The following is a 25,578-nucleotide window of genomic DNA, read 5'->3' on the forward strand; positions in this document are numbered from 1 at the left end:
GTCGACCGGGGCCGCTCGTTCCTCGCAACCCCGCTCTCCTCAGTCCAGTCCCCGGCGCGGCCTCACGACCCCGCTCTCCTCAGTCCAGTCGCCGGGGCGGCCTCACAGGTAGTCCCTCAAAGGGGGCGAGGGGCACGTCCCATTGCCCTTCTTGAGGGCGGGGCAAGAGCGGGGCGCGTGGAAGGCCCCCCGAGAAATGTGAGCCCAGGGAGAAAGGAAAGAGGTGGGGGTGTTCAGCGGGGAGGGGGTTGAGCTTTAGCTGTCGCCTTCGAAGAGGCTGGTCACCGAGCCGTCGCTGAAGACCTCGGTGATGGCCCGGGCGATCAGCGGGGCGATCGACAGGACCGTGAGCTTGTCGAACCTCTTGTCCTCGGGGAGCGGCAACGTGTTGGTGACGATGACCTCGGAGACCCTGGAGTTCTTCAGCCGGTCGACCGCGGGGTCGGAGAAGACCGCGTGGGTGGCCGCCACGACCACGTTGGTGGCGCCCTGCTCGTAGAGGGCGTCGGCCGCCTTGCAGATCGTGCCCGCGGTGTCGATCATGTCGTCGATCAGCACACAGGTCCGGCCCTTCACCCGGCCGACGACCTCGCTCACCTTCACCTGGTTGGCCACGTCGAGGTCGCGGCGCTTGTGGATGAAGGCCAGCGGGGTGCCCAGCGTGTCGGCCCAGCGCTCCGAGAGCCGCACCCGCCCGGTGTCGGGTGAGACGATCGTGGTCGTGTCCAGGTCGAGCTTGTCCTTGAGGTAGTTGACCAGGACGGGCATGGCGAACAGGTGGTCCACCGGGCCGTCGAAGAAGCCCTGGATCTGGGAGGTGTGCAAGTCGATCGACATCAGCCGGTCGGCGCCGGCCGTCTTGAACATGTCGGCCATCAGGCGGGCGGTGATGGGCTCGCGGCCCCGGCCCTTCTTGTCCTGGCGGGCGTAGCCGTAGAACGGCATGATCACGGTGATCCGCTTGGCGGAGGCGCGCTTGAGCGCGTCCACCATGATCAACTGCTCCATGATCCACTGGTTGATCGGCCCGGTGTGGCTCTGCATGACGAACGCGTCACAGCCACGGACCGACTCCTGGTAGCGGGCGTAGATCTCCCCGTTGGCGAAGTCGCGCAGCGTGGTCGGTGCCGCGTCGACTCCGAGGTGACTCGCCACCTCGTCCGCCAACTCCGGATGCGCCCGCCCGGAGAAGAACATCAGGTTCTTCTCGCCGGTCTTCTTGATGCCGCTCATGCCGTCCCCCTCGCCGGAGAGCACATCGATGTCCGCGCGACGCCGCGCCCACCGGGCCGCTCGCTCCGCTCACTCACGTCTGGCTCCCCTGCTGTTTCTCCGGCTCGGCGGCCTTCAGCGCCGCCTGAGCCGATCTGGTGCCCGCGCGCCTGCGCACGACCCACCCTTCGATATTGCGTTGCCGTCCGCGGGCCACCCCGATGCTCCCTGCCGGGACATCTCCGTCGATGACCGAACCCGCGGCCGTATATGCGCCGTCGCCGATGTTGACCGGCGCGACGAGCATGGTGTCGCATCCGACGAAGGCGTGCTCGCCCACCGTCGTGTGATGCTTGTTGACCCCGTCATAGTTGACGAAGATCGCCGAGGCGCCGATGTTGGCGCCGGCGCCGATCGTCGCATCACCCACATAGCTCAGGTGCGGAACCTTCGCACCCTCCCCGACCTGGGCGTTCTTCATCTCGACGTACGTTCCGGCCTTGGCCTTGCGCGCCAGCACGGTGCCTGGGCGCAAATAGGCGTACGGCCCGACCAGAGCCTCGGGGCCGATCACGGCCTCGGTGCAGACGGCGTTGCGCACCAGCGCCCCCTCGCCGACGACGGTGTCGGTCAGCGTGCTGGCGGGACCGACCTCGGCGCCCTCGGCGACCGCCGTACGACCGTGCAGCTGGGTACCGGGGTGGATCACCACGTCCTGTTCGAGGGTGACGTCCACATCGATCCAGGTGCTGGCCGGGTCGACCACGGTCACCCCGGCCCGCATGTGCGTCTCCAGCAGGCGCGCGTTGAGAACCCGGCGGGCGAAGGCGAGCTGTACGCGGTCGTTGACGCCCTCCACCTCCACGTAGTCGGCCGCGACGTGGGCGCCGACCCGGTGGCCGTCCTGGCGCAGGATCGCGAGGACGTCCGTGAGGTACTCCTCGCCCTGGGCGTTGGAGGCGGACACTCGCTTGACCGCGTCGGCCAGCAGGGACCCGTCGAAGGCGTAGACGCCGGAGTTCATCTCTTTGATCGCCCGCTGCGCGGGGTCGGCGTCCTTCTCCTCGACGATCTCCAGGACCGCCCCCGAGGCGTCGCGGATGATCCGGCCGTAGCCGTACGGGTCGGGAACCTCGGCCGTCAGCACGGTGACGGCGTTGCCGTCCTCGCCGTGCCGTTCGAGCAGGGCCGCGAGGGTCTCGGAGCGCAGCAGCGGCGTGTCGCCATAGGTCACCAGGACGGTGCCGCCGATGGTGCCCACCGTCTCCAGGACGGTACGGACGGCGTGACCGGTGCCCTTCTGCTCGGTCTGGACGACGACCTGCGCGTCGGGGCCGGTGCCGGCCAGATGCGCTTGGACCCGCTCCCGTTCGTGGCCGATGACAACGATGAGCCGCTCGGGTTCGAGCCCTCTTGCGGCGGCGAGCATATGGTCGACCAGAGTACGGCCGCACAGTTCATGAAGGATCTTTGGCGTTCTCGACTTCATCCGGGTGCCCTCGCCTGCGGCAAGGACAATCACGGCGGCCGGGCGCGGCACACTCACGGACGAGGCTCCCTCGGCGTCGCGGCTGAGACATGACGGAGCACGATGACGGACATCCACCCCCAGGGCATGGCACCGTCACCTGCTCGACAACGTGAGGATACCTTCCCGTTCGGGAACCCACCCAGCCGACTAGCCGAGCCAATAAAGCAGACATAAGAGACGGCTCCGGCACCAGGACTCGAACCTGGACAACAAGGACCAAAACCTTGCGGGCTGCCAATTACCCAATGCCGGATCGGCCAGACGGCAGGGACGACCCCCGTACGCCTGGCCCCCCTACGATACAGAGCCCGCGGTGCCGAACGCGCGCCGTTTGGAAGCCGTCGTGCTCACGAAGTCGAGCGGCCCCGGCAATGAGCCTGGAGAACCCGTCGTTTGGCAGGTCAGACACGGGTAGAACAGATTACGAAGCCGCTACGGCGCCAGCCCCAGAGGGTCAGCTTCCACACACTTGGTGCTTAGGGATTCCTAACTTACGATGGCGTAGGTTACGGTGGCGTAGCCGCACGTGAATCCTTGCCTTTTCCGAACCACCGCGAGGTAGCGCATGACCGTCATCGAAGAACGCCCAGCTCCGGGCCCCAAACCCGACGTAGACCCAGAGCCGAAAACACTGCCCGAGATCATCACCTTCGGGGTGGTCGTCGGTGCCCCGCTGATCGCCCTGGCCGCGGCCATCCCGTTCGCCTGGGGCTGGGGACTCGGCTGGTCCGACATCGTGATCGCGGCGGTCTTCTACGTGGTCACCGGACTGGGTGTCACCGTCGGCCTGCATCGCCACTTCACGCACGGCTCGTTCAAGGCCAAGCGCCCGCTGAAGATCGCGCTGGGCATCGCGGGCAGCCTCTCGATGGAGATGTCGGTGCTCGACTGGGTGGCCACCCATCGCAAGCACCACAAGTTCTCCGACAAGGAGGGCGACCCGCACTCGCCGTGGCGCTTCGGCACCGGCTTCGTGGCCGTGTCCAAGGGCCTGCTCTGGGCGCACATGGGCTGGCTGTTCGAGGCCGATCGGGCCAACCGCGAGAAGTACGCCCCCGACCTGGTCAAGGACCCGGACATCATCAAGCTGCACAAGTTCTTCCCGGTCCTGGCGATCACCACGATAGTCATGCCCGCCCTGTTGGGCGGCCTGCTGACCTGGTCGTGGTGGGGCATGGCCACCGGTTTCTTCTGGGGCACCCTGGTCAGGGTCGGCCTGCTGCACCATGTGACCTGGTCGATCAACTCCATCTGCCACGTCTTCGGCGAGGAGGTCTTCGAATCACGCGACAAGTCCCGCAACGTGTGGTGGCTGGCCATCCCCTCCTTCGGCGAGTCCTGGCACAACCTGCACCACTCCGACCCCACCTGCGCCCGGCACGGCGTGCTGAAGGGGCAGATCGACCTCAGCGCCGGCGTCATCCGCTGGTTCGAGAAGGCCGGTTGGGCCTACGACGTCCGCTGGCCCACCCCCGAACGCCTAGCCGCCAAACGCATCGCCGCCTGACACCCCCACCTCTCCTGCTACGGGGAGATGTTCTTTCCCCCGGGAACACTCCCCATGAGGCCGCGCCCGGCCACAGCCCGAGGGACTCCCCTGAGGACGTGCCTGAGACGTCTTCCTTGAGGGACTACCCGTGAGGCCGCGCCGGCGACTGGACCGAGGAGAGCGGGGCCGTGAGGAACGAGCGGCCCCGGTCGACGAGGGAAGGAGCCGGGTAAGAGCGGCCTCACCGCGACGCGCCAGCGTCGCCAATGGCACGCGTCGCCATTGGCACGCGTCGCATTCAACACCCCGGAGCAGCATTATTAGAACCGTGAGCGAACCCCGACGGCGGATGTCAGGTAAGGAACGCCGGGAACAGCTGATCCAGATCAGCAGGACCCTGTTCGCGGAGAAAGGGTTCGACGGCACATCGGTCGAGGAGATCGCGGCGACCGCCAACGTCTCCAAGCCGGTGGTCTACGAGCACTTCGGCGGTAAGGAGGGCGTGTACGCGGTCGTCATCGACCGGGAGATGCAGAAGCTGTTGATCATGGTGACCGAGGCCCTGTCCGCCTCGCACTCGCTGATCAAGCTGGAGCGGGCGGCCCTGGCCCTGCTGGCCTACGTGGAGGAGAACAGCGAGGGTTTCCGCATCCTCGTTCGCGACTCGCACGCCGCCTCGGGGACCGGCACGTTCGCCAGCCTGATCAACGACATCGCCAGCCAGGTCGAGGACGTCATGGTCGACGAGTTCGTCGAACGGGGCTATGACCCCAAGCTGGCCCCCATGTACGCCCAGATGCTGGTCGGCATGGTCGCGCTGACCGGCCAGTGGTGGCTGGACGTGCGCAGGCCGTCGCGCGAGGAGGTCGCCGCGCACCTGGTCAACCTGGCCTGGAACGGCCTGACCGGGCTGGACCCGAGCCCTCGGCTCACCGCCTCCTCTCGCGGCCTGGGGCAGCGGCTGGCCCAGGCGCCGCAACGCCCGGCCGACGCCGGCCCCCATCCACCGGGATCGCGCTCGGCGGGATCACGGCCGCCTGTGCCTCAGCCGCCCTCGCCCCCGACCGAAAAGGAACTCCGGGAGCAGGAGAAGGCCCGGGATCGGGCGCAGAAGGAACAGGAGAGGCTGCGCGAGCGCGAACAGCGCGAGGCCGAGAAGCTGGCCAGGGAGCAGGAGAAGGCCCGGCTCCGCGAGCAGCGGGAGCTGGAGAAGGCGCGCGAGCGGGAGCAGAAGGAGCAGCAGCGACTGCTGAGGGAGCAGGAGCGGGCCCGCGAGCGGGAGATGAAGGAGCTGGAGAAGGCGATGCTCCGCGAGGCCAGGGCCGCCGAACGCGAGGCCGTCAAGCGAGCGAAACTCGTTGGTGAAGAGACGGAAAAGCTTGAGCCAAGTGAGTAAACAACGGCGCCCGTTGAGACGAAATTAACGTTCTGTTCAACAAAAGCGGGCATTCTGGTCATATGTCCGCTGAACTCGCCCGTTCCACCCCCGACGGACTTCCTCTCCCGCAGGAGCGCTTCCTCAACCGGGAGGAGAGCTGGCTCCAGTTCAACCAACGGGTTCTGGAGATGGCGGAGGATCCGTCCCTGCCGCTGCTGGAGAGAGTGCGGTTCCTTGCCATCTTCGCCAGCAACCTGGACGAGTTCTTCCGGGTACGGGTGGCCGGGCTGAAACGGCGGATGGCCACCGGCCTCCTGCTCCGCACGAAGAGCGGTTTGAAACCCCGCGAGGAACTGCCCAGGATCGCGGCGATCGCCAACGACCTCGCGCTGCGGCAGTCGGCCTGCTTCTACGAGCGGATCCGCCCGCAGCTGAGCGCCGAGGGCATCGAGATCGTGCGCTGGGACGACCTCGGCCGCGACGAGCGCACCGAGATGCGCAAGCTCTTCAGGGAGCGGATCAGGCCGGTGCTGACGCCGCTGGCCGTCGACCCCGCCCACCCCTTTCCGTACATCTCGGGACTCTCGCTGAACCTGGCCGTCACCGTCCGCAACCCCTCGACCGGCAACACGGTCTTCGCCCGGGTCAAGGTGCCCAGCCGGCTTCCCCGCTTCGTCACGGCGTCCATGAACCGTTTCGTCCCGCTGGAAGATGTCATCGCCGCTCACCTGGGGCAGCTTTTCAAAGGTATGGAGATCGTCGAACACCATGCCTTCCGGGTGACCCGTAACGAGGACCTGGACGTCGACGAGGACGTCACCGAGAACCTCATGCAGGCCTTGGAACGCGAGCTTCTCAAGCGCCGCTTCGGCCCTCCGGTCCGGCTGGAGGTCGAGGACACCATCACCCCCGAGGTGCTGGACCTGCTGGTGGACGAGCTGGGAGTGGCCGAGCACGAGATCTGCCGGCTGCCGGGGCCGCTGGACCTGACCGGGCTGCACGCGATCGCCGACCTCGACCGGGGCGAGCTGACCTTCCGCCCGTTCGTGCCCGCCGAGGTGGTGCACGTCGAGGACGACATCTTCGCGGTGCTGCGCGAGCGGGACGTGCTGCTGCACCACCCGTACGACTCGTTCTCCACGAGCGTGCAACGGTTCATCGAGCAGGCCGCCGCCGACCCGAACGTGCTGGCCATCAAGCAGACCCTCTATCGCACCAGCGGCGACTCACCGATCGTGGACGCGCTGATCGACGCCGCCGAGGCGGGCAAGCAGGTGGTCGTGGTCGTGGAGATCAAGGCCAGGTTCGACGAGCACGCCAACATCACCTGGGCGCGCAAGCTGGAGCGCGCCGGATGCCACGTGGTCTACGGCGTCGTGGGGCTGAAGACCCACTGCAAGCTCGCCCTGGTGGTGCGGCAGGAGGTCTCGGGCGAGCTGCGCAGCTACTGCCACATCGGCACGGGCAACTACAACCCCAAGACCGCCAGGCTGTACGAGGATCTGGGCCTGCTCACCGCCGACCGGCTGGTCGGCGAGGATGTCACGGACCTGTTCATCCACCTGACCGGCTACTCCAACCACTCGGCCTACCGGCGGCTGCTGGTCGCCCCGCACTCCCTGCGCGGCGGCCTGCTGGCCAGGATCGAGCGGGAGATCTCCCATCAGGAGGCGGGCCGCCCCGCCGGCATCAGGATGAAGACGAACTCCCTGGTCGACGAGCCCATCATCGACGCCCTCTACCGGGCGTCGCGGGCCGGCGTACCGGTGGATCTGTGGGTGCGAGGGGTCTGCACGCTCCGCCCCGGCATACCGGGGCTGTCGGAGAACATCCGGGTCAGGAGCGTGCTGGGCCGTTTCCTCGAACACTCGCGGATCTACGAGTTCGGCCACGGCCGGCGTCCGGAGGTCTGGATCGGCAGCGGTGACATGATGCGCCGCAACATCGAGCGCCGGGTGGAGGTGCTGGTCAAGGTCGCCAGCCAGCAGCAGCGGAACTACCTCAGCGGCCTGCTGGACCGGGCCATGTCCGACGACACCGCGACCTGGTGGCTCAACCCGGACGGGACCTGGGTCCGGCATCCCGGCAATGACCTGCAGACCTATCTGATCGGCACCCGTAGGTGGAGGGCCGTCGATGACTGAGCACGCCGTCCACCCGGACGGCATGATCCGCGCGGCCGGGGCGGTCGTCTGGCGCGGTTCACCGGACGCGCCGGAGGTCGCCCTCGTCCATCGGCCCAGGTACGACGACTGGTCGTTCCCCAAGGGGAAGCTGAAGAACGGCGAGCACGCCATCGCCGGCGCGCTGCGCGAGGTGGCCGAGGAGACGGGGATCACCGTGGAGCTCGGCCGGTCGCTGCCGCCGAGCCACTACACGAAGGGCGGGCTGCCCAAGCGCGTCGACTACTGGCTGGCCAGGATGGTCTCCGAGGAGAGCCGTACCGACAGGCGCGAGGTCGACGATGTGGTCTGGCTGCCTGTGCGGGAGGCCGCACGGCGCCTGACCTACGACTGGGATGCCGGGCTGCTCCGCGCGCTCGGCGCGGCATCGCCGACGACCACCCCGCTCGTGCTGGTACGGCACGCCCTGGCGGGGAACCGGCAGGACTGGAAGGGCGACGACGACGACCGGCCGCTCGACGAGAACGGCCTGAGGCAGGCCGAGGTGCTCGCGAGCGTGCTGGGCGCCTTCCGCCCCGCGGAACTGGTCAGCTCCCCCAGCAGGCGGTGCGTGCAGACCCTGGAACCGTACGCCGGACGGGCCGGCCTGCCGGTCCGGCTCGAACCCGTCCTGTCGGAGACCCACTACGACTTCCAGGCCTCCCTGCTCCTGGCCGAGAAGGCACTGGCCTCGAACCGGCCCACGGCGCTCTGCGGCCACGGCAAGACCCTGCCCGAGCTGATCTCCGAAGTCGGCGGCCGGTCCGGCGACGCGCAGCTGGCCAAGGGCGCGTTCACGGTGCTGCACCACAACGGCGGCCGTGTCGTGGCCGTGGACCGCTACACCGTCTGACGCGATCTCCAGCCGGCCCCGGGCGCGTGGCGGCCGAGAGGCCGGGAGGACCTCAGAGAAGCTTCGCGACGGCGGCCGCGGTGTCGGCCCAGATCCGGGGGAACTCCTCGCCGGCGCGCTCGGCGCCGGCCCGCTCCACGCCGGTCAGCACGCCGTAGGTGTAGGTGTCCTCCCCCGCCAGACGGGCGTTCGCGGCCTCGGCTGCCAGCCGTTCCTGCGCGACGACGCCGTCCATGTGGGTGCCCAGCGCCTCCTGTACCGTCTCCGCCCGCTTGGCCAGCTTCTTCATACCGGGCACCTCCGCGGTGTAACGGGCCCGCTTGGCCGCCTTGCGCACTTCGTGCATGGCGAGCTCGCGCTCGGCGGGGTTCTCGATGGACAGCGCGGTGTCGTAGGCCCTGGCGACCCGGTGCCAGCTCTTGGCCGCGACGGTCTTCAGGGTCTCCGCGGGCCTGCCGGCGGCCTTGGTGAGCACGGGGGTGGCGATCAGGTCGTCGAGGGCGTCGAGCAGGGCGAAGTAGCGCTCGGAGCCGAGAGCGTCCCTGATCCGGTCGAGGGCCTCGTGCTCGTCGTCCAGCAGGTCGGAGCTGAGGCGGGCCCTGACCGGACCCACGATCAGCGCGCTGTCCAGGCTGTCGAGCCTGCTCGCGAACCGCTCGCGGATGACCTCCAGGTCGCGTGCCTCGCCGAGGACCGCGCCGAGCCACTTGAGCTCGTCCTGGACGCTCCCGGTGCCCCCGACGACCGTCCTGAACGACTTCATCGCGCTGCGGAGCCGCCGGGCGGCGACGCGCATCTGGTGCACGGCGTCCTCCTCGGCCCTGCGGACCCGGGGGTCCTGCGTGAGCAACGCGCCGACCTGAGCGGTGAGATAACCGACGGCGACCTCACCCGCGGAACCCGGGGCCGTCCTGGCACGCGGCTGCTCGTGGGCCGCTCCGGCGCCACCGAGCAGGCGCGCGAGCTTGCTCGCCGATTCTGCGGGACTGGCGCCGGCCTTGCGCAGCCGCTTTCCGACCTTCTTCAGCAACCTCTCGTCACCACGGAGGATCTCCGCCTCGACCTCGTGCCAGCGTTCGACGTGGGGCTCGTCGCCGAGCACGGTGCCCTTGACCCGGTCGTCGGCGATCTCGACCAGCCTCACCCCGGCGCCGTTGACCAGCGTGGTGACGGCACGGCGGGTGTCCAACTCGGCGATGGGCGCCAGCGGGGCACCCCGGGTGTAGGCGAGCACCAGATCCGCCAGCTCGGCAGGAACGATCTTGACGCTCCGGGTCAGCGGGTGGGTGATCTCCTGCCGTACGCCCTTGGCCTTGGGCAGCTTGAGGTGCCAGCCGGGATCGGTGCCGCCCCTGCGTCTTCTCAGGGTGATCCCCCGCGCGGCGAGCCTCAGATCGGGCGTGTCGAAGTAGAGGGCGACCAGCCGATGGGTCTTCGGGCCCACGACCTCCCCGACGCCCGGAAGTCCGGTGAGGTCCGGCAGCTGGTAATCCTCCGGCACGTCGAACTTATCCTCGATCTCTATTGCCACAGGTCATCCCCTAATTTGCCCATATATTCATTCATGCCCGGTTGTCGGGCCAGAAACCCGCTCCTGAGATCGCCGGCCCACCGGCACCCGCCGGGCGGCGGCGCGTCACCCGGTCACTTCCCGGCGACCACGAAGATCCTGCGGAAGGGGAAGACCGTACCGTACGGCCCACGGGGGTAGGCCTCGCGGAGCAGGGCGGCGCAGTCGGCGAGGAAGCCGGCGGCCTCGGCGGGGTCCAGGCGGTCGAGCATGGGGCGCAGGGCGGTGCCGGTGATCCAGGAGAGCACGGCGTCGTCGCCGGGGAGCACGTGCAGGTAGGTGGTCTCCCACGCGTCCACCCGGCAGCCCAGTCGAGCGAGCAGGTCGTGATAGCCGGCCGGGTCGTCGACCGGGGAGGGGCGGGCCAGGTCGCCCAGCCGGTCGCGCCACCTCGTCCGGCAGAGCTCGCGGACCAGGGCGTGGCTGGGAGCGTCGAAGTTGCCGGGAACCTGGAAGGCGAGCCGGCCGCCTGGGGCGAGGGCCTCCACCCAGCGCGGCAGCAGCTCGCGGTGGTCGGGCACCCACTGCAGGACGGCATTGGACACGATCACGTCGACCGGCCGCTCAGGGCGCCAGCGCGTGACGTCGTCGACGGAGAAGGAGAGCGAACCGCCCGCCGGCGCCTTCTCGATCATGGCGGGTGAGGAGTCGAAGCCGTGGACCCGGGCGTCCGGCCAGCGCCTGGCGAGCTCGGCGGTGAGCTCGCCGGTGCCGCAGCCCGCGTCGACCACGTAGCCGGGGTTCTCTACGGCTATCCTGGAAACCAGGTCGAAGAAGGGGCGCGCGCGCTCGTCGGCGTAGCGACCGTAGATCACGGGGTCCCAGGTATATCTCGACATCAAGGCAATTGATATCCGGCGAGATATCTCGATGTCAAGACAGATAGACTCCCGGCATGACCCTGCACCACGCGGACCACGACTCCAGCCGTTCGGCCGGAGCGAAGGACGAGGTCGACCTGCTGGTCGCCGCCTGGAATCAGGAACGCCCGGACCTCGACGTGGAGCCGCTACAGGTGCTCAGCCGGGTCTCCCGGCTGGCCCGCCATCTCGACCGCGCCCGCCGGGCCGCCTTCGCCGAGCACGACCTGGAGACCTGGGAGTTCGACGTGCTCACCGCCCTGCGCCGGGCCGGGGAGCCGTACCAGATGAGCCCGGGAGCCCTGCTCCGCGCGACGCTGGTGACATCGGGGACGATGACCAACCGGATCGACCGGCTGGCCGCGGCCGGGCTGGTCAGGCGGCGCCCCGACCCCGAGGACCGGCGCGGCGTCCTGGTCTCCCTGACCGACGCCGGGCGGACCCGGGTGGACAACGCCTTCGCCGACCTGCTGCGCCGCGAGCGCGAGCTCCTCGCGAGCCTGCAGGAACGCGAACAGCAGGCCCTTTCGGACCTGCTGCGCACGCTACTCGTCCCTTTTGACGCAACCGACACCGGAGCGCACTGACCTCCCATGCCCGAGGGCGGCGGGATAAACCCGGCGCGCCCCGAAGGGTGTTCCCAGCCACCCTCTCGGGCCTCAACGCACGGCCCCGAGAGGCTCACTCGCCCAGGCGGTCGGCCAGCTCCAGCCACTCACCCTCGATCGAGTCCTTCTCCGCGAGGATCTCCTTCAGCTGCGCGTCGAGCGAGGCCAGCCGCTCGTAGTCGGCGGCGGCGTCGGCCATGGACTCGTGCAGTTTCGCCTCGCGGCCGCTCAGCTTGTCGAGCTGGCGTTCCAGCCGGGAGAGCTCCTTGCGGAGATCGCGCTCCTCACGCGCCGACAGACCGGGCGCCGTCTCCTTCGCGACCGCGGCCGAGGTGGCGGAGGCCGCACCGGAGACCGCGCCGGACGCCGCGCGCGCGGACAGGGCCGCGCCCGAGGCCCGCCGGGACAGGTACTCGTCCACTCCGCCGGGGAGCATCGACAGCCTGTGGTCACCGAGCAGGGCGACGGTCCTGTCGGTGACCCGCTCCAGGAAGTAACGGTCGTGACTGACCAGGATCAGCGTGCCCGGCCAGCCGTCGAGCAGGTCCTCCAGCTCGTTGAGCGTCTCGATGTCGAGGTCGTTGGTCGGCTCGTCGAGCAGCAGCACGTTGGGGTCGTCCATCAGGAGGCGGAGCAGCTGCAGGCGGCGCCGCTCGCCACCGGACAGGTCACCGACGACCTTCCACTGCGCGTCCCCCTTGAAGCCGAGGCGCTCCAGCAGCTGGGAGGCGGTCCACTCCTTCTTGCCGACCTGGACGAACTTGCGGACCTCCTCGACGGTCTCCAGCACCCGGCGCTCAGGGTCGAGCTCGCCCAGTTCCTGCGACAGGTGCGCCAGACGGACCGTCTTGCCGCGTACCAGCCTGCCCGAGTCGGGGTGCACGGTACCGGCGAGCAGGCGGAGCAGCGAGGACTTGCCGGAGCCGTTCACTCCGATCAGGCCGATCCGGTCGCCGGGACCGAACTGCCAGGTCGAGTGGTCGAGGACCAGCGGCCCCTGGCCGGGTCCCCCGGCGTGCAGCGTGACGTCCTCAAGGTCGTAGACCGTGCGTCCCAGCCGGGCCGCGGCGAACTTGACCAGTTCGACGCTCTCCCTTGCCGGAGGCTCGTCGGCGATCAACGCCTGGGCTGCGTCGATGCGGAACTTGGGCTTGGAGGTGCGGGCGGGCGGACCCCGGCGGAGCCAGGCGATCTCCTTGCGCATCAGGTTCTGGCGGCGGGCCTCGGAGGCGGCGGCCACCCGGGCGCGCTCGGCCTTGGCCAGCACGTACGCGGCGTACCCGCCCTCGTAGCGCTCGACCGAGCCGTCTGTGACCTCCCACGTCCTGGTGGAGACCGCGTCGAGGAACCACCGGTCGTGGGTGACGACCAGCAGTGCCGTCCTGCGGCCGGCCAGGTGCCTGGCGAGCCAGTCGATGGCCTCGATGTCGAGGTGGTTGGTGGGCTCGTCCAGGATGATCAGGTCGTGCCCGTCGATGAGCAGCTTGGCGAGGGCGGTACGGCGCCGTTCACCTCCCGACAGGCTCCCGGCGAGCGCGGTCAGGTCGATGTCGCCGAGCAGGTTGGCGAGGATCTCACGGATGCCCGCGTCACCCGCCCACTCGTGCTCGGACCTGTCACCGAGGACGATGTCGCGCACCGGCCGCGCCGGGTCGAGGTCGTCGCCCTGCGACAGCACCCCTACCTGGAGCCCCCGGTTATGGGTGACCCGCCCGGCATTGGGTTTGAGGTCACCGGCTATCACCGAGATGAGGGTGGTCTTGCCGCCGCCGTTGCGGCCGACCACGCCGATGCGGTCGCCCGCCTCGATGCCGAGTGAGACGTCGTTGAGCAGGGGCTTGGGACCGTAGGAGTGGGAGACCGACTCAAGATTGACCAGATTCATCGCCAGACAAGCGTATCCGCTCCCGGCCCACGCGGCCCCCGCCGCGAGAACCGTCCCGTCCCTGGCGGCGCCTTCGGGCGCCTCCATCGGATGGCCGCCTCGACCGGCGAGACCGGCCGGTCGTGCCCGCAGGGAGCCTAGACGACGACCGGGCCGGGCACGGGGCCGTGGGCGGTGATGACGTCGCGCGCCACGCCGGCGTCCTTCAGGCAGGCTGCCAGCTCGCCCGCGTGGGCCGCCGACCGGGCGAGGAAGGCGCAGGTGGGCCCGGAACCGGAGACCAGCGAGCCGAGGGCGCCCTGCTCCCGCCCCGCGTCCAGGGTGCGGGCCAGCGAGCCGCGCAGCGCCACGGCGGCGGACTGCAGGTCGTTGCCGAGCTGGACACCAAGGGCCTCCGCGTCACCCTCGCGGAGCGCGGCCAGCAGTGCCTCGGCGGCCTGGGGCCAGGCCACCAGCTCGCCGCTCGCCTGGCGGAGGCGGTCGCACTCGGCGTAGACCGCGGCCGTGGACAGGCCGCCGTCGGCCAGCGCGAACACCCAGTGGAAGGTGCCCGCGACGTCCAGCGAGGTCAGCCGCTCTCCCCTGCCGGTGCCGACCGCAGTACCGCCGAGCAGGGCGAAGGGGACGTCGCTGCCGAGGTCGGCGGCGATCTCCATCAGGTCCTCACGCGGCAGGCCGAGACCCCAGAGCTCGTTGCAGGCGACCAGGGCCGCGGCGGCGTCGGCGCTGCCGCCCGCCATGCCGCCCGCCACCGGGATCGACTTGCGGATGAGCAGGTTCACCCCGTACGGGCGGCCCGCGTGCCCGGCCAGCGCGAGGGCCGCCCGGATCGCGAGGTTGTCGCCGTCCTCGGGCACCTGGTCCGCGGACTCGCCCTCCACTCGGACGCTCATCCCGGTCTCCGCGGTGGCCGTGACCTCATCGAAGATCGAGACGGCGTGGAAGACGTTGACGAGGTCGTGGTAGCCGTCATCCCGTAGCGGGCCGACGGCAAGTTGCAGGTTGACCTTCGCTGGCACGCGGACGGTCACGGAGTTCATGCGTCCCCCATGGGGGCTCGCTCACTGGTCACGACGTCAGATCGTAACGGGATCCCTCCCCCCCGCACGCAAACGAACCGGCAAATCACACTATGTACCGCTTTTAGGCGTACGGTTCTCCGCGATCCTCGCGAAATCCTCGACCCTGAGCTGCTCGCCGCGGGTGGCGGGGTCGATCCCGGCGGCCCGCAGCGCCCGCTCCGCGGCGGGGGCCGTACCGGCCCAGGAGGCGAGGGCGGCACGCAGGGTCTTGCGACGCTGGGCGAAGGCGGCGTCCACCACCGCGAAGACCTCCTCGCGGGTGGCCACCGTCGTGGGCGGCTCCCGCCTGACCATCGCGACCAGGCCGGAGTCGACGTTGGGAACCGGCCAGAAGACGGTGCGGCCGACGGGACCGGCCCGGCGGACGTCGGCGTACCAGGCGGCCTTGACCGAGGGGATGCCGTAGACCTTGGAACCGGGGGCGGCGGCCAGCCGGTCGGCGACCTCGGCCTGGACCATGATCAGGACCTTGCGCAGCGACGGCTGCGTCTCCAGCAGGTGGAGCAGCACCGGGACCGACACGTTGTAGGGAAGGTTGGCGACCAGCGCGCTCGGCCGCTCCGCGGGCAGATCCTCGGGCAGGACACGCATGGCGTCGGCGAGCACCACGGTGAGCCGGTCGGCGAGCTCCGGGGCGTGCCGGTCGACCGTCAGCGGCAGCTGGGCGGCGAGAACGGGATCGATCTCCACCGCGATCACGCCGCGGACCTCGGGAAGCAGCGCGAGCGTGAGCGACCCCAGCCCTGGACCCACCTCGATGACCACGTCGTCGGGCTCAAGCTCGGCCACCCTCACGATCTTGCGGACCGTGCCCGCGTCGATCACGAAGTTCTGGCCGAGCTTCTTCGTAGGACGAATATTGAGCTTGTTCGCCAAAATACGTATTTCCGCTGGACCAAGAAGGCTCATGCTGGTCCCTCACGCAGTGGCCCGGACTCCACGCCCGCCGGACCGTTGTGGTCTCCGATTTGTCTGCCTCGATCACCCAAGGCCGCTCTCCCATGTCATCCGACAAGTTTCCCGCACCGAAGCCCATGCGAGGACGCGTGATGGAGCACGAGAGGTTCCGTTGTGGATAACGTTGCCATACGGGGGACCGACTGCGAGGAAGGAACCTTCCCGGTGAAGAGGACGTGAACCAGCCCGGTGTCGAAGGACTGCGATCCACCGACCCCGAGCGCATCGGGGCCTACCGCCTGCTCGGACGCCTTGGCGAGGGCGGGATGGGGACCGTCTACCTGGCACTGGCGCCGGCGGGACGACCGGTCGCGCTCAAGGTGGTGAAGGCGGAGGTCGCGGTCGAGGACGGCTTCGCCGCGAGATTCCACGCGGAGGTCGAGAACGCCCGGCGGGTGGCCTCGTTCTGCACGGCGCAGGTGCTGGACAACGGCACCGGTGACGACAACCGGCCGTACATGGTCACCGAGTACATCGCGGGCACGCCGCTGTCCCGCCAGATCTCCGAGCACGGCGCGCTGGAGCCCGGAACGCTGCACGGCGTGGCCCTGGGGGTGGCGGCGGCGCTGGCCGCGATCCATGTCGCCGGCCTGGTGCACCGCGACCTCAAACCCGCCAACGTGATCCTGTCCATGTCCGGGCCCCGGGTGATCGACTTCGGCATCGCCAGGGCCCTTGACTCCACGCACAGCTTCACCCGCTCGGGCGAGGTACTCGGCAGCCCCGGCTGGTGGGCCCCTGAGCAGGTCCGTGGCCTGGCCATCACGCCGGCCGCGGACATCTTCGCCTGGGGCTGCCTGGTCGCGTACGCGGGCAACGGCCGCCACCCCTACGGGCGGGGCGACCTGATAACGATGGCCACCCGGCTGCTCAACAGCCCGCCCGACCTGGGCGCGCTCCCCGCCCCGCTGAACGACCTTGCCCGCCGCGCGACCGCGATGGACCCCCACCAGCGGCCCACCGCCCAGGACCTGCTGATCGCCCTGGTCGGCGGCGGGATCGCCGCTCCGTCCTCACCGGCTCCCACCCGGGCCGACCCGCCCACGTTGATAGCCAGTGACCTGCTCCACGAGTCCTGGCAGCCACCCGCCAACGTGGAGCCCGACTCCACCCAGACGCTCAGCGCGCTGAACCTGGGGACGCGGTTTCCCGCCCCGCCGATCCAGGAGCCCGCAGACCCGGCCACCGCACCCGCCACGCCCGCACCGCCCGGCCCTTCCACGGCACCGGCACCTGCGGACTCCCTCTCGCCCTCGCGGCCCGAGCCCACGACATCGCCGTCACAACCGTTCACCGGCCCCGTCCCGGCCCGGACGGCACCCGGCTTCCGGCTTTCCGCCGAACCGGACACGCCTGGCGCCGGGAGGACGGCACCCCGGCGGCGCTGGCTGTTCGCCGGGCTGGCCGTGCTCGCGGCACTGGCCGTCACGGTCGTCGTGCTGCTGAACCTGAGCGGCCCGGACCTGGGTGACCAGGGGGAGACGCGGGCGGGCAGTACCGGCGGCACCAGCACCGGCGCCACCCGCGCCACCGACGTGGGCCGCAGGGTCACGACAGGCTCCTTCCTCAAGGACCCGCAGCTGATCATCCCGCGCACCCCGACGTGCGGACTCACCGCCTACGAGGGCGCCACCCCGGTACGCGGCATGCTCTGCACGATCCCGTGGACGCTGGTCAACACCGGCGGGGAGGCGGCCCGGCTCAGCCGCACCCCGCTCACCCTGCTCGACGACGTCGGCACGGCGCACACCGCCGAGAGCTCCTCGACGGAACCGCCGGCCACCCTGCCCCCCGGGGCGAAGGTGGACGGCGTCCTGGTCTACGACCTGCCCCCGTCCCGCAAACCCGCGAAGCTGACCGGAACGGTGATCGAGGGCGGCGGGGAGATAGAGGTGAGGGTGTCATGAGGCTGCTGCTCTCTCTGGTGGCCGCGGCCGCGATCGCGTGGTCGTCCACCGGGTCCGCCTGGTCCGATGCCGCTTCCACCCCGGCCGCCGACTGCACCGGAACGGGCGCGAGCGACTTCGACGGCGACGGGGTGGACGACATCGCGGTCGGCGACCCGTTCGCCGACCCCGGCGGGCTGGCCGGCGCGGGTGCCGTGCACGTGCTGTTCGGCCGGGGGGAGGGTGGGAAGGCCGTGACCGTCGCCGAGACCGAGGCGGGTGACGGCTTCGGGTGGTCGGTGCGGCTGGCCAGGATCGACGGCGACGGCTGCGCCGACCTGCTCATCGGCGCCCCGTACGCGGACGTGGCGGGCTACCGGGACGCGGGCGCGGTCTACGTGGTGCACGGCGGCCCCGACCCCAGGACGATCCGCCTGGTCTCTCCCTCCCCCGAGGCCGACGCTCACTTCGGCTGGTCCCTGGCCTCCGGCGGGACGCTGGTGGCGGTCGGCGCCCCGCACGAGAACGCCGACGGTGTCGCCGACTCCGGTGCGGTCTACCTGTTCGACACCGAGACGTCCGGCGAAGGCCGGCGGATCTCCCAGGAGTCCAAGGGCGTCACGGGCAACGGCGAGGTCGGCGACATGTTCGGCTGGTCGCTGGCGATCGGCAAACTGGGCGGTATCCCCGGCGAGCCGGATCTCGCGGTCGGATCGCCGTACGAGAACGACGACGGAACGGGGCCCCAGGCCGGCGGGGGCAAGCTGGACGCGGGGGCGCTCACAGTGATCTTCGACGTACGCGGGTCCCGGAGCGAGTACCGGAGCAAGAAGTGGGACCTCCGCGAGATCGTCGACGCCGGCGCGGGCGACCTGTTCGGTTACGCGATGGCCTACACCGAGGAGGGCGACGTCGGCTATCTCGCGGTGAGCGCCCCGCTCGGTGACGGCGGGGGCGTGCAGGACTCCGGCCTCGTCCAGTTGTTCCAGGCCTCAAGCACCCTGGAGATCGCCCCTGCCGCCACCTTCGACCAGGGCTCCGAGGGAGCGGCGGGCGAGGGATACGGGTTCTCGCTGGCGTTCACCGCCTCCGGAGGGGTCAGGCTCGCCGTGGGCGTGCCCTTCGACGGCCCCGACCGGCGCGGTGGCGTGCGACTGGTGCCGGTGGGCGACCCGGCGGGGAGCCGGCTGATCACCCAGAGTCAGGCCGGCGACCACTTCGGCTGGTCCGTTGGGTTCAGCGGTAACCGGCTGGTCGTCGGTGCCCCCGACCAGGCGGGCGTGGGAACGGTCATCCTGCTGGGCCGCAACGACGCCCAGGGCGTCCCGCTCTCGCCGGGCACCGGAAAGATCCCCGCCCTGGACGGCGGCGCCTCCGCCGACTTCGGCGCCGCGGTGGGCTGAGCGACGTCACGCGAAGCTCGTCGATACGTGACCCGCGCCCGCGGTCGTGGACCTGGCTGGGGCGGCCGTCCCACCCGTCACCAGGAGCCGAAGACGGTCTCTCCGTTGGCGCTGACGGCGGCGGCGAGGTCGGTGAGGTCGATCTCCTTGACCTCCGCGAGGCAGCGCAGCGTGAGCGGGATGAGGTAGGGCGCGTTGGGCTTGCCCCGGTGCGGCGTGGGCGGGAGGTAGGGCGCGTCGGTCTCGACGAGGATCAGCTCCCTCGGCGCGACCCTCGCGGCCTCGCGGAGGTATCCGGCGTTCTTGTAGGTGACCGGCCCAGAAAATGACATGAAATATCCGGCATCGACGCACTGCTTCGCCATCTCGGCGTCACCGGAGAAGCTGTGGAAGACCACCACCTCCGGGGCGCCCTGCTCGGCCAGCACGCGCAGCACGTCGTCGTGGGCCTCGCGGTCATGGATCACCAGGGCCTTGCCGGTCCGCTTGGCGATCTCGATATGCGCCCGGAAACCGGCGTGCTGGTCGTCCTTCGACGCCCAGTCGCGGTAGTAGTCGAGCCCGGTCTCCCCCACCGCCCTGACATGCGGCAGGCGGGCCAGCCGCTCGATCTCGGCGAGGGCCTCCGGCGTCGCGGCGTGCGCCTCGTTGGGATGGATGGCCACCCCGGCGTAGACGTCGGGATGGAGCGCGGCCGTCTCGGCGTTCCAGCGCGAGGACGGCAGGTCGTAGCCGATCGTGACGAGCCGCGTCACGCCGACGGCGCGGGCCTCGTCGAGGATGCCCTCGACGCTCGCCTGGGCCGCCTGCGCGGCCTGCGCGACCGGATCTCCCGAGGACGCCTGGCGGTTGCCCACCATGATGTCCAGGTGACAGTGGCTGTCGAACACCTCTGCCGGCAGGGGCTCGGGGGCGGCGGGAAGCTTCTGCGTGCTCACGCCGTCCAACCTACCGAGGAGCCGGCCCGGCCCGCGCCCAGCGCCCCCGCGCGAACCGGCTCACTCCCAGGCCCGGGGCCGGGCCGTGGCCCCGGGCGCACCGGCCCGCCCACCGGCGGTACCGGGCAGGGGCCGGCAGCCCCTGCACAGAGCCAGGCCCCGGCCCGCGGCTCCGAACACCCGCCGGGCAGGCGCCGGCCGGGTGAGACCGGCCCGCTCCCAGGCCCGGGGGCCTTCGCCGCTACTCGCCCAGCCGGGCCAGTTCCTCGGCGACGATCTTCGGGTCGAGCTTGACGAAGAGCGGGGTCGGCGGGGAGAGCGGGGTGCCCACCCGGATCGGGACGGACTCCCAGCGCGCGGCGCCGTCGTAGGAGCCGGTGATGATCGGGTAGCTCCGGCCGTCCTCGTCGGTGACCTCCTGGATCTCCGGCATGCCCGCCCAGACACCGGTGCCGCCGAGCATCGCGTAGATCTTGTTGGAGGAGTTGGGCAGCACCGGGGTCAGCAGGGTCTTGGCGTCGTCCACCACCTGCAGGGCGACGTGCAGGATGGTCTTCACCCGCTCGGGGTTGTCCTTGATCTTCCAGGGCTCCTGCTCGGCCAGGTACCTGTTGGCCTCGCGGATGACCTCGAACGCCTCGTTCGTCGCGTTCTTGAACCGGCACTGCTCGAACTCGGCCGCGACCTTCAGAAAGGCCGAGCGGCTCCGCTCCAGCATGGCGCGGTCGACCTCGGTGAGGTCGGCCGCCTCGGGGATGATTCCGAAGTTCTTGGCGGCCATCGAGATCGAGCGGTTCACCAGGTTGCCCCAGGCCGCCACCAGCTCGCCGTTGTTGCGGTTGAGGAACTCCGACCAGGTGAAGTCGGTGTCCTGGTTCTCCGGGCCCGCCACCGCGATGTAGTAGCGCAGCGCGTCGGCGTCGTAGCGCTCCAGGAAGTCACGCACGTAGATGACGACCTGGCGGGAGGAGGAGAACTTGCGTCCCTCCATGGTCAGGAACTCGCTGGAGACGACCTCGGCGGGCAGGTTCAGCGCGCCGAGCGAGCCCGGCTTGCCGTCGCGGGCCCCCTGACCGTTGTAGCCGAGCAGCATCGCCGGCCAGATCTCCGCGTGGAAGACGATGTTGTCCTTGCCCATGAAGTAGTAGCCGAGGGCCTCAGGGTCCTGCCACCAGCGGCGCCAGGCCTCCGGGTCGCCGGAGCGGCGCGCCCACTCGATGGAGGCGCTGAGGTAGCCCACGACCGCGTCGAACCAGACGTAGAGCCGCTTGTTGGCCTGGTCGCTCCAGCCCTCCAGCGGGATCGGCACCCCCCAGTCGAGGTCGCGGCTGATCGCGCGGGGGTGCATGTCGCCGAGCATGTTCAGGGCGAACTTCAGCACGTTGGGCCGCCAGTCGCCCTCCTTGGAGCGCAACCACGACGCCAGAACCTCGGCGAACGCGGGCAGGTCGAGCATGAAGTGCTCGGTCTCCACGAAGACCGGCGTCTCGCCGTTGACCTTGCTCACCGGGTTGATCAGCTGGACCGGGTCGAGCTGGTTGCCGCAGTTGTCGCACTGGTCGCCACGGGCGCCTTCGTAACCGCAGATGGGGCAGGTGCCCTCGATGTAGCGGTCGGGCAGGGTGCGCCCGGTGGAGGGCGAGATGGCGCCCATCGTGGTCTGCGGGAAAATGTAGCCGTTGGCGTGGAGTCCCTTGAAGATCTCCTGCGCCACCGCGTAGTGGTTCACGGTCGTGGTCCGGGTGAACAGGTCGTAGGACAGGCCGAGCGCCTGGAGATCCTCGACGATCACCCTGTTGTAGCGGTCGGCGAGCTCGCGAGCGCTCAGGCCCTCCTTGTCGGCCTGCACCTGGATCGGGGTGCCGTGCTCGTCGGTCCCGCTCACCATGAGCACCATGTTGCCCGCCATCCGCTGATAGCGGCTGAAGACGTCGGATGGCACGCCGAATCCGGAGACGTGCCCGATGTGGCGGGGGCCGTTGGCGTAGGGCCAGGCGACCGCGGTCAGGATGTGCTGGGACATGGTGCCCAGCCTAAGGGACGCGGGCTCAGGCCTTGGTGCTCTCCCTGCCGGTAGTGGAAGCCTCCGCCGCCTCGGCGGCGCGCTTGACGGCCTCGGCGGCCTCCTCCGCCGCGGAGGCGGCCACGTCGATGGGCGTCTCCTTGGTACGGCGGATGCCGAGGATGCTGATGAACAGCGCGGCGAAAATCGTCTGGAAGCTCACGATCAGCGCGGTGGCCGAGGGCACGACGAGGCGCAGCGACTCCGAGGGGATCAGCGGGCCGAAGCTGCGGGTCTGCCAGTGGACCAGGGAGGCGACCAGGCCGCCCAGACCGCCCAGGGCCAGCAGCCCGCCGACGATCAGCCCCTTCTCCAGGGAGACGATGTCGATGAGCTTGCGCACCCGCCGATCTTCCGGCAGGAAGCCCTCCTCGGCCGCGTACACCTTGGTGAACAGCGCGAACAGCACCGCCTGGAAGCCGATCACCACCATGGCGGAGGCGCCGACCAGGGTGTCGACGTCGAAGGCGAGCTTTCCGATGTAGACCGGGCCGAAGGTCAGGGCGGCGCCCGCGACCAGGCCGAGGGTCATCAGCACCAGGCCGGGGATGAAGAACAGCCAGCGCGGGCTGTAGAGCATCAGGAAGCGCAGGTGGCGCCAGCCGTCGCGCCAGGAGCGCAGGTGCGGCGGGCGGGAGCGGCCGTCGGGCGAGAGCGTGGTGGGCACCTCGCGTACGTCCAGGCCCGACAGGGTCGAGCGGACCACCATCTCGCTGGCGAACTCCATGCCACCGGTCTGCAGGCCGAGCCTGAGGATGGACTCGCGCCGGAAACCGCGCAGGCCGCAGTGGAAGTCACCGATCGCGCTGGGGAAGAAGAGGCGCCCGATGAAGGAGAGCACCGGGTTGCCCAGGTAGCGGTGGAGCGGGGGCATGGCGCCCGGCGCGATGCCGCCCTTGAACCGGTTGCCCATCACCAGGTCGGCGCCGTCACGGAGCTGCTCGACGAACGGCAGCAGCGCCGTGAAGTCGTAGGAGTCGTCCGCGTCGCCCATGATGACGTAGCGGCCGCGCGCGGCACGGATGCCACCCATCAGGGCGTTGCCGTACCCCTTGGCGTCAACGTGCACGACTCGGGCCCCGGCCTCGCGCGCGAGCTGCTGTGAGCCGTCGGTGCTGCCGTTGTCGGCGATCAGCACTTCCCCGTCGATCCCGTGTTCCCGCATGCAGGCGAGTGCCTTGCGTACGCAGGTCTCCACGGTCTCCGCCTCGTTCAAACAAGGCATGACCACGGTCAGTTCCACGTCTCAACCCTTCACTCACGGCACAGGCCAATCTCACCATGATGCCCTCTGAAGCCCCTCGCCCGGGTCAACTCCCTGAAACGGCTGGCATCCTGTAAGGCATGGTGACCGTCGCCGACCGCCCTCGCCTGGACGTGCCTTTGCCTGATCGGATCCCTCGCCTGCGAGCCTTCCTGTACCGGCATCGCCTCTTCGTGGCCGCCCTCGTGCTGGCGTTCCTGCTGCGTGTGGTCACCATGCTCGGCTATGGCCCGGCCCTGTGGTTCAACGACTCCTACGAGTACGTCTCCGGGGCGGTGAACCCCGACCGGCCCAGTGCGCTGCGCCCGAACGGCTACTCCTTCCTGCTCCTGGCGCTGCGGCCGCTGCACAGCTTCGGCCTGGTGGTCTTCGTGCAGCACCTGATGGGCCTGGGCATCGCGGTGCTGATCTACACCCTGCTGCGCGGCAGGTTCGGCCTGCCCGGCTGGGGGGCGACGCTGGCCGCGGTGCCGGTGCTGTTCGACGCGTACCAGATCCAGCTCGAACACCTGGTCATGTCCGACGCGATGTTCATGCTGCTGGTCGTGGCCGTGATCACGCTGGTGCTCTGGCACCGGCGGATGTCCTGGCGGGTCGGCGCGGCGATCGGGCTGCTGCTGGCCCTCACCGCGCTCACCCGGTCGATCGGCCTGCCGATCCTCGCGCTGGTCGTGGTCTACCTGCTGGTCAAGCGCACGGCCTGGAAGACGATCGCGGCGATGATCACCGCGTGCGCGCTCCCCGTGGTCGGCTACATGGCCTGGTTCGCCTCCGCGTACGGCAACTTCGCGATGACCAACAGTGACGGCGCGATCCTCTACATGCGGACGGCGCTCTTCGCCGACTGCAAGAAGATGCGGATCGACCCCCGCGAGGAGCTGGAGCTGGCGCTGCTGTGCATCAGCGCGCCGCCGGGCCAGCGCGGCTTCTCCGGGCAGAAGTACCTCTGGTGGGCACAGAACGGCCAGCGCTTCCACGCCTTCGGGGTGGGCAGCACGTTCACCCCGGAGACGAACAAGACGGCGGGCGCGTTCGCCCAGCGGGCCATCCTGTCCCAGCCGCTCGACTATCTGAGCCTGGTGGCCGGCGACTTCTTCCGCGCCTTCCACTGGGACCGGCCGCGCTTCCCGGATTTCAACACCTACCGGCAGTACGAGTTCCTGCCGGAGAACAAGATCCTCCCAGCCTGGAGCTCCTATCGGGGAAGCACCGACACCGACGCGCAGAAGTACGATCCGGGCCTGCGGACCGCGCAGATCCAGGGCAAGCTGCGCGTGATCGGTACCGACGTCCACGACCCGTGGGCGGGCTTCATGCAGGGCTACCAGCGGATCGTCCGGCTGCCCGGCCTCGTGATCGGCGTGCTGCTGCTGATCGGCCTGGCCGGGGTGGCGGTGCGCTGGCGCAGGCTGGGCGGCCCCGTGCTGCTGCCGTGGCTGGCCGCCTTCGGTCTCATCCTGGCCCCGGCCGCGACCGCCGAGTTCGACTACCGCTACCTGCTGCCCGCGGTGCCGCTGGCCTGCCTGGCGGCCGCGATCTCGCTGCGCCACGGGTTCTCCCGGCCCGCCGCGTCCGGCACACCTGCCGCGCCCGTCACGCCCAGCTCCGGAACAGCATCCGCGACCACCACTGGGAGTGCGGGATGACCTCGGCGGCCAGCACCGGGTAGAGCCACCAGAAGTTGACCAGCGCCAGCAGGGTGAAGGCCCCGACGACCGCGGCCCCGAGCGCCCTGCGGTTGGGCGCGGCGTCGGCCCGCCCGATGATCAGCCCGGCGACCATGGTCAGCGCGAGGATCATGAAGGGGACCATGGTGATCGCGTAGAACAGGTACATGGTCCGGTTGTCGGCGAGGGCGTAGTAGAACCAGGGGAGCCAGCCCGCGGCGTAGCCGAGGAGCAGGGCCCCGGCGCGCCAGTCGCGGGTGGCGACGTACCAGGCGATCATGGCGATGAGGGCGGCCAGGCCGCCGTACCAGATGACCGGGGTGCCGACGCCGAGCACCGCCTCGGCGCAGTTGTCGGCGCCGCACCCGGTGCCGGGGGTCTCGTAGTGGAACGCCACCGGGCGCGAGAGGATGGGCCAGGTCCAGGGTGTGGACTGGTAGGTGTGCCCCTCGCTCAGCCCGGTGTGGAAGCTCAGCACCTGGAAGTGGTAGCTCAGCCAGGAGCGGAGGGAGTCGAAGACGAAGAACCCGGGGCCCTGCGAGGTCGCCTGCGCCCAGTTGCGGCCCCAGCCGAGCGACGAGGCGAACCAGCCGGCCCAGGAGGCGATGTAGGTGAGGGCCGGCAGCAGGCCCATCGCCAGCAGGACGCCGGTCAGGTCCCGGTTGACCACTCCCAGGTACGGTCTGCGCAGGCCGATGGCCCTGCGGGCGCCGGCGTCCCAGACCAGGGACATGATCGCGAAGGCGACGAGGAAGAAGATCCCCGACCACT

The 25,578-nt window shown here is 70.1% G+C and carries 18 protein-coding genes, 1 tRNA gene and 1 pseudogene; 8 read left to right on the top strand and 12 right to left on the bottom strand.

What is annotated here, in order from left to right:
- Positions 1-255: 255 nt before the first annotated feature.
- From ABZU75_RS34920 to ABZU75_RS34930, 3 genes are all read right to left on the bottom strand, one after another.
- Entirely contained in the window at positions 256-1,233 is a 978-nt protein-coding gene (locus tag ABZU75_RS34920) for a ribose-phosphate diphosphokinase (RefSeq protein ID WP_355563815.1), read from the bottom strand.
- 73 nt (positions 1,234-1,306) lie between these two features.
- Positions 1,307-2,758, bottom strand: a complete 1,452-nt coding sequence (gene glmU, locus ABZU75_RS34925) for a bifunctional UDP-N-acetylglucosamine diphosphorylase/glucosamine-1-phosphate N-acetyltransferase GlmU (RefSeq protein WP_355563818.1) — start codon at positions 2,756-2,758, stop codon at positions 1,307-1,309.
- Positions 2,759-2,924: 166 nt separating this feature from the next.
- Positions 2,925-2,996: transfer RNA gene (locus ABZU75_RS34930), tRNA-Gln, on the bottom strand.
- Between the two features lie 312 nt (positions 2,997-3,308).
- On the opposite strand from ABZU75_RS34930, the gene ABZU75_RS34935 reads away from it, so the two are divergent.
- The 4 genes from ABZU75_RS34935 to ABZU75_RS34950 all read left to right on the top strand — a co-directional run bounded on the left by ABZU75_RS34935 (position 3,309) and on the right by ABZU75_RS34950 (position 8,625).
- Positions 3,309-4,250 (top strand): acyl-CoA desaturase, encoded by a 942-nt coding sequence (locus ABZU75_RS34935; RefSeq protein ID WP_350926832.1) that lies wholly within the window; start codon positions 3,309-3,311, stop codon positions 4,248-4,250.
- A gap of 310 nt (positions 4,251-4,560) precedes the next feature.
- The gene (locus ABZU75_RS34940; protein ID WP_355563822.1) at positions 4,561-5,628 is read left to right on the top strand and encodes a TetR/AcrR family transcriptional regulator; all 1,068 of its coding nucleotides are present in this window, start codon (positions 4,561-4,563) and stop codon (positions 5,626-5,628) included.
- 62 nt (positions 5,629-5,690) lie between these two features.
- On the top strand, positions 5,691-7,754 hold the full coding sequence (locus ABZU75_RS34945; protein WP_355563825.1) for an RNA degradosome polyphosphate kinase: 2,064 nt from the start codon (positions 5,691-5,693) through the stop codon (positions 7,752-7,754).
- Positions 7,747-8,625: an NUDIX hydrolase gene (locus ABZU75_RS34950; protein ID WP_355563828.1), complete on the top strand. Its 879-nt coding sequence runs from the start codon at positions 7,747-7,749 to the stop codon at positions 8,623-8,625. Before ABZU75_RS34945 ends, ABZU75_RS34950 begins: the two co-directional genes overlap by 8 nt.
- Positions 8,626-8,677: 52 nt before the next feature.
- Here the strand turns inward: ABZU75_RS34950 and ABZU75_RS34955 are convergent, their stop codons facing one another.
- Both ABZU75_RS34955 and ABZU75_RS34960 read right to left on the bottom strand, forming a co-directional pair.
- Entirely contained in the window at positions 8,678-10,156 is a 1,479-nt protein-coding gene (locus tag ABZU75_RS34955) for a CYTH and CHAD domain-containing protein (RefSeq protein ID WP_355563831.1), read from the bottom strand.
- Between the two features lie 113 nt (positions 10,157-10,269).
- Entirely contained in the window at positions 10,270-11,034 is a 765-nt protein-coding gene (locus ABZU75_RS34960; protein ID WP_355563834.1) for a trans-aconitate 2-methyltransferase, read from the bottom strand.
- Positions 11,035-11,090: 56 nt separating this feature from the next.
- Here ABZU75_RS34960 and ABZU75_RS34965 point away from each other — a divergent pair, with 56 nt between their 5' ends.
- Positions 11,091-11,642: a MarR family transcriptional regulator gene (locus ABZU75_RS34965; RefSeq protein ID WP_355563837.1), complete on the top strand. Its 552-nt coding sequence runs from the start codon at positions 11,091-11,093 to the stop codon at positions 11,640-11,642.
- 94 nt (positions 11,643-11,736) lie between these two features.
- Here the strand turns inward: ABZU75_RS34965 and ABZU75_RS34970 are convergent, their stop codons facing one another.
- The 3 genes from ABZU75_RS34970 to rsmA form a co-directional block, all read right to left on the bottom strand.
- Positions 11,737-13,548, bottom strand: a complete 1,812-nt coding sequence (locus ABZU75_RS34970) for an ABC-F family ATP-binding cassette domain-containing protein (RefSeq protein WP_355563863.1) — start codon at positions 13,546-13,548, stop codon at positions 11,737-11,739.
- Between the two features lie 137 nt (positions 13,549-13,685).
- Entirely contained in the window at positions 13,686-14,588 is a 903-nt protein-coding gene (locus ABZU75_RS34975; RefSeq protein ID WP_355563840.1) for a 4-(cytidine 5'-diphospho)-2-C-methyl-D-erythritol kinase, read from the bottom strand.
- A gap of 90 nt (positions 14,589-14,678) precedes the next feature.
- On the bottom strand, positions 14,679-15,539 hold the full coding sequence (rsmA, locus tag ABZU75_RS34980; RefSeq protein ID WP_355563843.1) for a 16S rRNA (adenine(1518)-N(6)/adenine(1519)-N(6))-dimethyltransferase RsmA: 861 nt from the start codon (positions 15,537-15,539) through the stop codon (positions 14,679-14,681).
- Between the two features lie 224 nt (positions 15,540-15,763).
- On the opposite strand from rsmA, the gene ABZU75_RS34985 reads away from it, so the two are divergent.
- Positions 15,764-17,494, top strand: coding sequence for a protein kinase (locus ABZU75_RS34985; RefSeq protein ID WP_355563847.1), 1,731 nt, complete (start codon positions 15,764-15,766; stop codon positions 17,492-17,494).
- Entirely contained in the window at positions 17,491-18,876 is a 1,386-nt protein-coding gene (locus ABZU75_RS34990; RefSeq protein ID WP_355563850.1) for an FG-GAP-like repeat-containing protein, read from the top strand. The genes ABZU75_RS34985 and ABZU75_RS34990 overlap by 4 nt, the downstream gene beginning before the upstream one ends.
- A gap of 77 nt (positions 18,877-18,953) precedes the next feature.
- On the opposite strand, the gene ABZU75_RS34995 is transcribed toward ABZU75_RS34990, so the two are convergent.
- The 3 genes from ABZU75_RS34995 to ABZU75_RS35005 all read right to left on the bottom strand — a co-directional run bounded on the left by ABZU75_RS34995 (position 18,954) and on the right by ABZU75_RS35005 (position 23,119).
- Positions 18,954-19,814, bottom strand: a complete 861-nt coding sequence (locus ABZU75_RS34995) for a TatD family hydrolase (RefSeq protein WP_355563853.1) — start codon at positions 19,812-19,814, stop codon at positions 18,954-18,956.
- 241 nt (positions 19,815-20,055) lie between these two features.
- Positions 20,056-21,837 carry a methionine--tRNA ligase gene (gene metG, locus ABZU75_RS35000; RefSeq protein WP_355563855.1) on the bottom strand — a complete coding sequence of 594 codons (1,782 nt, stop codon included), beginning with the start codon at positions 21,835-21,837 and terminating at the stop codon, positions 20,056-20,058.
- A gap of 25 nt (positions 21,838-21,862) precedes the next feature.
- Complete coding sequence (locus tag ABZU75_RS35005; protein WP_355563858.1) at positions 21,863-23,119, bottom strand: glycosyltransferase; 1,257 nt, start codon at positions 23,117-23,119, stop codon at positions 21,863-21,865.
- A 101-nt stretch (positions 23,120-23,220) separates the two neighbouring features.
- On the opposite strand from ABZU75_RS35005, the gene ABZU75_RS35010 reads away from it, so the two are divergent.
- The gene (locus ABZU75_RS35010; protein WP_355563861.1) at positions 23,221-24,786 is read left to right on the top strand and encodes a hypothetical protein; all 1,566 of its coding nucleotides are present in this window, start codon (positions 23,221-23,223) and stop codon (positions 24,784-24,786) included.
- Here the strand turns inward: ABZU75_RS35010 and ABZU75_RS35015 are convergent.
- Positions 24,734-25,578, bottom strand: a pseudogene (locus tag ABZU75_RS35015) (phospholipid carrier-dependent glycosyltransferase); the annotation flags it as partial. The gene ABZU75_RS35010 and the pseudogene ABZU75_RS35015 overlap by 53 nt on opposite strands.

Source organism: Streptosporangium sp. NPDC005286, from assembly GCF_040607515.1.
Taxonomy (GTDB): domain Bacteria; phylum Actinomycetota; class Actinomycetes; order Streptosporangiales; family Streptosporangiaceae; genus Streptosporangium.

Coding starts and splice junctions, on each gene's coding strand:
- ABZU75_RS34935 (WP_350926832.1), top strand. CDS start 3,309: ATGACCGTCATCGAAGAACGCCCAGCTCCGGGCCCCAAACCCGACGTA.
- rsmA (WP_355563843.1), bottom strand. CDS start 15,539: ATGAGCCTTCTTGGTCCAGCGGAAATACGTATTTTGGCGAACAAGCTC.
- ABZU75_RS34945 (WP_355563825.1), top strand. CDS start 5,691: ATGTCCGCTGAACTCGCCCGTTCCACCCCCGACGGACTTCCTCTCCCG.
- ABZU75_RS34975 (WP_355563840.1), bottom strand. CDS start 14,588: ATGAACTCCGTGACCGTCCGCGTGCCAGCGAAGGTCAACCTGCAACTT.
- ABZU75_RS35010 (WP_355563861.1), top strand. CDS start 23,221: ATGGTGACCGTCGCCGACCGCCCTCGCCTGGACGTGCCTTTGCCTGAT.
- ABZU75_RS34965 (WP_355563837.1), top strand. CDS start 11,091: ATGACCCTGCACCACGCGGACCACGACTCCAGCCGTTCGGCCGGAGCG.
- ABZU75_RS34970 (WP_355563863.1), bottom strand. CDS start 13,548: ATGAATCTGGTCAATCTTGAGTCGGTCTCCCACTCCTACGGTCCCAAG.
- ABZU75_RS34990 (WP_355563850.1), top strand. CDS start 17,491: ATGAGGCTGCTGCTCTCTCTGGTGGCCGCGGCCGCGATCGCGTGGTCG.
- ABZU75_RS34950 (WP_355563828.1), top strand. CDS start 7,747: ATGACTGAGCACGCCGTCCACCCGGACGGCATGATCCGCGCGGCCGGG.
- ABZU75_RS34920 (WP_355563815.1), bottom strand. CDS start 1,233: ATGAGCGGCATCAAGAAGACCGGCGAGAAGAACCTGATGTTCTTCTCC.
- ABZU75_RS34960 (WP_355563834.1), bottom strand. CDS start 11,034: ATGTCGAGATATACCTGGGACCCCGTGATCTACGGTCGCTACGCCGAC.
- metG (WP_355563855.1), bottom strand. CDS start 21,837: ATGTCCCAGCACATCCTGACCGCGGTCGCCTGGCCCTACGCCAACGGC.